The sequence below is a fragment of the Pseudarthrobacter sp. MDT1-56 genome (genome assembly GCF_059383555.1).
The window spans coordinates 1-5,498 of sequence record NZ_JBWZCK010000029.1; the positions used below are offsets into that span (position 1 = coordinate 1).

The following is a 5,498-nucleotide window of genomic DNA, read 5'->3' on the forward strand; positions in this document are numbered from 1 at the left end:
GATAATTCAACCGCCCCACCGCATTCTTCGACTTCGACACCACCCACACCCCACCATCGTTCAACTCCACCTCAGTGGTCTTAAACCCCGGATAGATGATGGCAGCGGTGACCAGCACCGCGGCAGCGGAGACGGAGGCGGTAATGGTGATGAACTTGTTGCGCCGTTTGTTTGACCCCGGACGATCAAAGCCCGGCTTCCTGGACCCCAGCGTGGCGAAAAGACGTGTCACAGCTTCAGATTTCCTTCAAAATGGCGTGGTGATTCCCGTGGCGGACCCGAGACCAGGCCCTCACTTCCCGCGACAGCCTACCGAACGTTCCAGGGGCGCGCGATGGGGAGGACTTCCCTGCGTCACTCAGCATCGGGGGATCCCGAGGCTGAACGGCGCACCGAGCTGGGTGTGCCCCGCGATTATGTACCGGCCTACGTTCCGGTTGGAGCCAGATTCCACCCGGTACCACTCGGTGTCCGGGGAGTTGGTCCAGTTGTCGTTCTGCACGATGTAGCACTTGACCACGATGGTCTCCCCGCTGTTCTTGTAGAACCACGGGGGCGAGTCGCCGTTGTTGACGCCATCGCAGTCAAAGTAGGGAGTGGGACGGTAGTTCGAGCCGCCCTGCGTGTACGTGCAGGTGCGCACGAAGTTCGGATCGGAGGTCTTGACCCGGGTGCTCCAGACGCTTTGCGGCGGACCGGACTTCGCGGTTGCCGTGGCAGTCGCGCCGAAGGTTCCTACCGAGTTGACCGTCCGGACCCGGATGGAGTGAGGCTCGTCGTAGCCTCCGGTATTGACCGTCCTGCTGCCGGAGGGGCCCACATCCTGCCAGGCTCCGTCGTCGATGCTGATCTGGGTCTTGGCGACGTCGTTGGTGGAGGTTGATGGCGAGGACCAGCTGAGGCTCAGCGACTTCTGGTTTTCAGCCCCGTCCTGGCCGGAGGCCGAGGGGGTTCCGGGAGCACCGAACGGGGTCGTGGACGCGCCGGTGCTGGCGTCGGAGCTTGGCGCCACGGTGGAGTTGGCGACCACCGTGATGGTCGTGGCCGCACCGTTCGTGAAACCGCCGACGGTCTGCCCGGGCCGGATGGGGCCGGACTGGCCGGTGCTGGCCCGGTACGTGTAGCTGACCTCGTTGGGCGCCGAGCCATTGCGCTCTGCGTTGGTGAGTTCCCGGAAGTTGATCGTCACGGCCCTTCCCGCCCCGCCGGTGTTGGCCTCGGTGGCGCTCACGCCGGAGACCGCCGAGAGCTTGCCGGTGGCGCGGCGCGGTGCTGACGGGGCGCTGACGGCGCCTTTGCCGGCCTTGTTCTCGGCCTGGACGGTGAACGTGTAGGACGCCTCGGAGTTGTTCGCGGTGAAGTTCGCGGTCCGGACCGTCCCGGCCACCATCTGGGTCTGGGTGGTCCCGCCGCCGCCGCTCATGGTGACGTAGTAGTTCTTGATCGCGTCGCCGTTGGTATTCGGTTCGGCCCAGTTCACCTTGAGCTGGTTCGAAGTCCCCACAGCGGAGGCAACCGTCGTGGTTGGTGCCGCCGGGGCTGCCGGGACACCGGCGGGGTTGTCCTCGGCGGAGTAGATCCCCCACTCGGACGGGCCAAGCTCGTTGACGGCCTGGGCGCGCACCTTGTACCGGACGCCGTTGGTCAGTCCCGGCCAGGTGTAGTTCAGGCCGGCGACGCCGCTCTTCACGGCAATCCCGTTGGCCGGCGGCGGGGAGATCTCCAGGTTGTAGTCCTTGACGGCCGAGCCCTCGGTCTTGGCCGGGGCCAAGCTGATCACCATGTTCTTGTCGCCGGCCTTGACCGTCGGGGCCTCCGGCGGGGACGGCTTCTCATCCGGCCGGATCTCATTGGATGCCACCGAAGGCGTTGACTCCCCCACCTCGTTGGTGGCGGTGACGGTGAAGACGTATTTGACGTCGTTGGTCAGGCCGCTGAGCGTGCAGGTGGTGGTGGCACAGTCCTGGCTGAAGCCGCTGGAACTGACGGTGTATTTGCTGATGGCAGCGCCGTTGTCCGAGGGCGGGGCCCATTTGAGCACGGCGGTGCGGCTGCGGACGTCCGTCGCGGACGGCGCCGAGGGGGCATCCGGCTTGTCCCGGACCGTGATGCGCAGCCGGCCGCTCGCCTGCCGCGAGGGGTCCTCGGTTTTGTCCAGTACGGTGTAGCGGATCACCATGACGCCCTTGGAGCCGTCGGCGGGAGTGACCCTGATCGAGTCCCCGTCCACGGCAGGGGCGCCGGCGGCCGAGCCGGTTTCGACAGTGGCCGAGATGATTTTCAGCGGAGTTTCGCTGAACGGGTTGAAGTCATTGGCCAGGACGTTGATGGTCTCGGTCTGGCCCGCATTGGCCTTTTCGATGACGTCCTCGTTGGCCGTCGGGAGCGGCCGGTTGGAGGCGACGACGGTCGCCGCCACCGTGGCCGTGACCGGTTCGGAGCGGCCGTCGGTAACCTTCAGCGGGATGGTCCCCTGGCGTCCCGCGGCGAGGGTGGCTTCCGCGGTGACCTTGAGGGTCTGGCCCTCGATCGTTGCCTGGAACCCGTCCGGCAGGGTGCCGTCGAGCTCGAACTTAAGCTTTTCCTGGTCGCCGGAGTCCACATCCTTGGCAAGGTTGCCGAGCTCAAGACTGACGGATTCGGCCTTCGGCACCTCGAGCTCGGTCCCGCTGAAGCTGGGCTGGTGGTTGGCGTCCGGGTTCGGGATGACCTTGGTGATGATGCTCAAAGTCGATTTGAGGCCCTGCGGATCGTCCGGTCCCGTGCCGTCCGTGACCTCAAAGGTCACGGAGCCGGGGCCGACGTAGTCCTCGAGCGCGGCGTAGCGCAGCGCGGTACCGTTCCCGGCCACGACGTTCTCCGTTCCGGCTCCCTGCACCCGGACCTTGTCCACCTGCGTGATGCGCGGGGTGCGTCCTTCCCGGACCCGGACGTACTCGTTCAGGTCGACGGTGATTTCCTGGCCGGCCATCACCTCGACGACGTCGGTGCGCGCCAGGGTGGGGTGTTGCTCGCCCTGGCCGGGAACCCAGATGATCGCCGTCGCGCTTTGGCCGTCCACGTCGGTGACGGTGTACGGGACCAGCTGGTCCTTCGGGACCAGGGTCACGACGACGTTGCCGTCGCCGCCGACGCGTGCGTTCGGGTTGCCATCCGGCAGCGAGACCTTGAGTTCGGAGGCGACGCCGTCGGGGTCCGCATCGTTCTTGAGGACCGGGACGTCGACGGCGGACTTGCCGAGCGTCTCTGCGGAGGTGACCACGTCGTCCTTGGCGACCGGGAGCTTGAGGGCCGCGTCCGGGCTGATCCGCACGCGGATCACCGCGCTGCCCTGGGCTTTCTTGTCGTCCTGGATTTTGTAGCTGACGCTCTCGTTGCCGGCGGTGCCGGGGGCGGTGAGGAGCACCTTGCCGCCGTCGGCTGATTCCACCTGCAGTTCGGGGCGGGCCTCGAAGGCGTTGGAGACCAGGCTGATCGGGTCCCCGTCGGGGTCCGAGTCGTTGGTGAGTGCGTCGACGGCAATCTTGCGGCCGGGGCGGACGTCGACGGCGTCGTCCATCGCGATGGGTTTCTGGTTGTTGGCTTCCGGCGGGGCGATGCCGACAATCACGGTTCCGGTGTTTTCGGCGCCGATCCGGTCCCGCACGCGGTAGCTGAAGGTGTCCGTGCCGGCCGCGTCTTCGGTGGCGGTGAATTCGAGGTAGCCGTCCTTGACCACGGCGGTGCCCATGTCGGGGGCCTTGTCGACGCCGATCAGCTGGACGGAGTCGCCGTCGGAGTCAATGCCGTCCAGCGGCACGGGGATGCGGACCACCATGCCGGCCACCACCCGGGCGGTCAGGTTTTTCGGTTCCGGGCGGGTGTTCCGCTCGTCGTCGCGGGCCCGGATCCTGATGGTGAGCTGCTGCGAGTCCGACTGACCGGAGTCGTTGGTGACCTTGTAGATCGCGTACACGGTTTTGGGCGCTTCTCCGGCGATGAAGCGAAGGGTTCCGCCGGAGTGGAAGATGCGGCCGTCGGCGGCGTCGGGCTGCTGGGCGAGCACCGGCTCAAGGGTCAGCTTGCCGCCGTTGGGGTCGGTGTCGTTCTCGAGGACCGGAATGGTGACGACGTCGCCGGCCCGGACCGTGGCTTCGTCCGGTTTGGCCTGCGGGGCCTGGAGTTTGGTGGGGGCCGGGACCACGAGGACGGCGATCTCGCCGCTGGCTGAGGCCTTGCCGTTGGAGATGGTGTATTTGACGTTGAGCTGGCCCTGCGCGCGGATGTCGGTGATCCGGACCACCGAGTGGTCCAGGACGGAGACGCTCACGGGCTGCCCGTCAGCGGCCGTGACGGACTGGACCACCAGCACGCCGCCGGAGGGATCGGAGTCGTTGCCCAGGACATCCACCAGCACGCTGCCGCCGCTGGGGAGCAGGGCGGTGTCCCGCACGGCCACCGGGGCGCCGTCGCCGTTGCCGGGTACGACGTCGACCCGGACCAGCTGCTGGGCACTGGCCGGGCCGTTGGTCACGAGGTAGGTGACGTAGTGGGCGCCCTGGGCGGTGGAGTTGAATGTGAAGGTCTGCTGGTCCGCGCCCATCGTGGCGGTGAAATTGCCGTCCGGGGTGATCTGGGCGAGGCGGAGCGCTCCGCCCTGGGGATCCGAGTCGTTTTTGAGCGGGGCAATGACGGTGTCCACCCCGGCGACCGCGACGATGTGGTCCGCGTTGGCGATCGGCGGCAGGGCGCCGGGCGCCCGGACGTCGACGGTGATCTTTCCTTCGGTGCTGGACTGGCCGTCGGAGACCGTGACGGTGACGATCTTGCGGCCGGGCTCGGCGCCGGCATCCTGGAAGCTGAGCAGGCCGTCGGGACGGGCCTTGACCTGGTCGCGGGGGTCGCTGCTGGTGGCGCTGACGACGTAGAGGTCGTCGCCGTCGGGGTCGATCCAGTCCGGGAGGATGTTCTGGGTGACAAGCTTGCCGGACTGCACCACGAGGGAGGTGTTCCGGTTGGGTTTCTGCCGCGGGGCGGAGTTCTCCCCCGCGGGGATGACGGTGAGCGTGACGTCGGCGGAGGCGGAGAGCCCGCGGCCGTCGTCCGCCGAATATTTGAACGTCTCGGCGCCGGTCTGGTCCGCCGGCACGCTGACCTGGAAACCGGTGGAGCCGTAGATCGGTGCCAGGAATCCGGATTTGACCGGATCGGGTGCCCGGACGGTGAGGATGTCGCCGTCGGGGTCGGTGTCGTTGTCGAGCACGGGGAGGATGGTGGTCTTGCCGGCGCGCACGCCGAAGCTGTCCGGCTTGGCCGCAGGGGCGCTGTTGGGTTTGGTGCGGTCCGGGAGGACGGTCTGCTGGACCTCGTCGGCGGAGTCCTTGTCCGCGTCGTCGGAGGTCTGCTGAGGCGGGACGACGTCGTCCCAGTTGTTGACGAGCTGCATGTTCTGGTTGACCAGCCAGACATTGCCCGAATTCACATCATTGAGGACCACCAGGTCCCGGTTCACCCGGAAC

Annotated in this window: 2 protein-coding genes; both read right to left on the minus strand. The window is 67.3% G+C overall.

The annotated features are described in order from the left end of the window. The coding region (locus tag AC50YC_RS19670) for a hypothetical protein (protein WP_494954959.1) at nucleotides 1-211 on the minus strand (211 nt) is incomplete at its 3' end. 147 nt (nucleotides 212-358) lie between these two features. Then, the coding region (locus AC50YC_RS19675; protein WP_494954958.1) for an Ig-like domain-containing protein at nucleotides 359-5,498 on the minus strand (5,140 nt) is incomplete at its 5' end.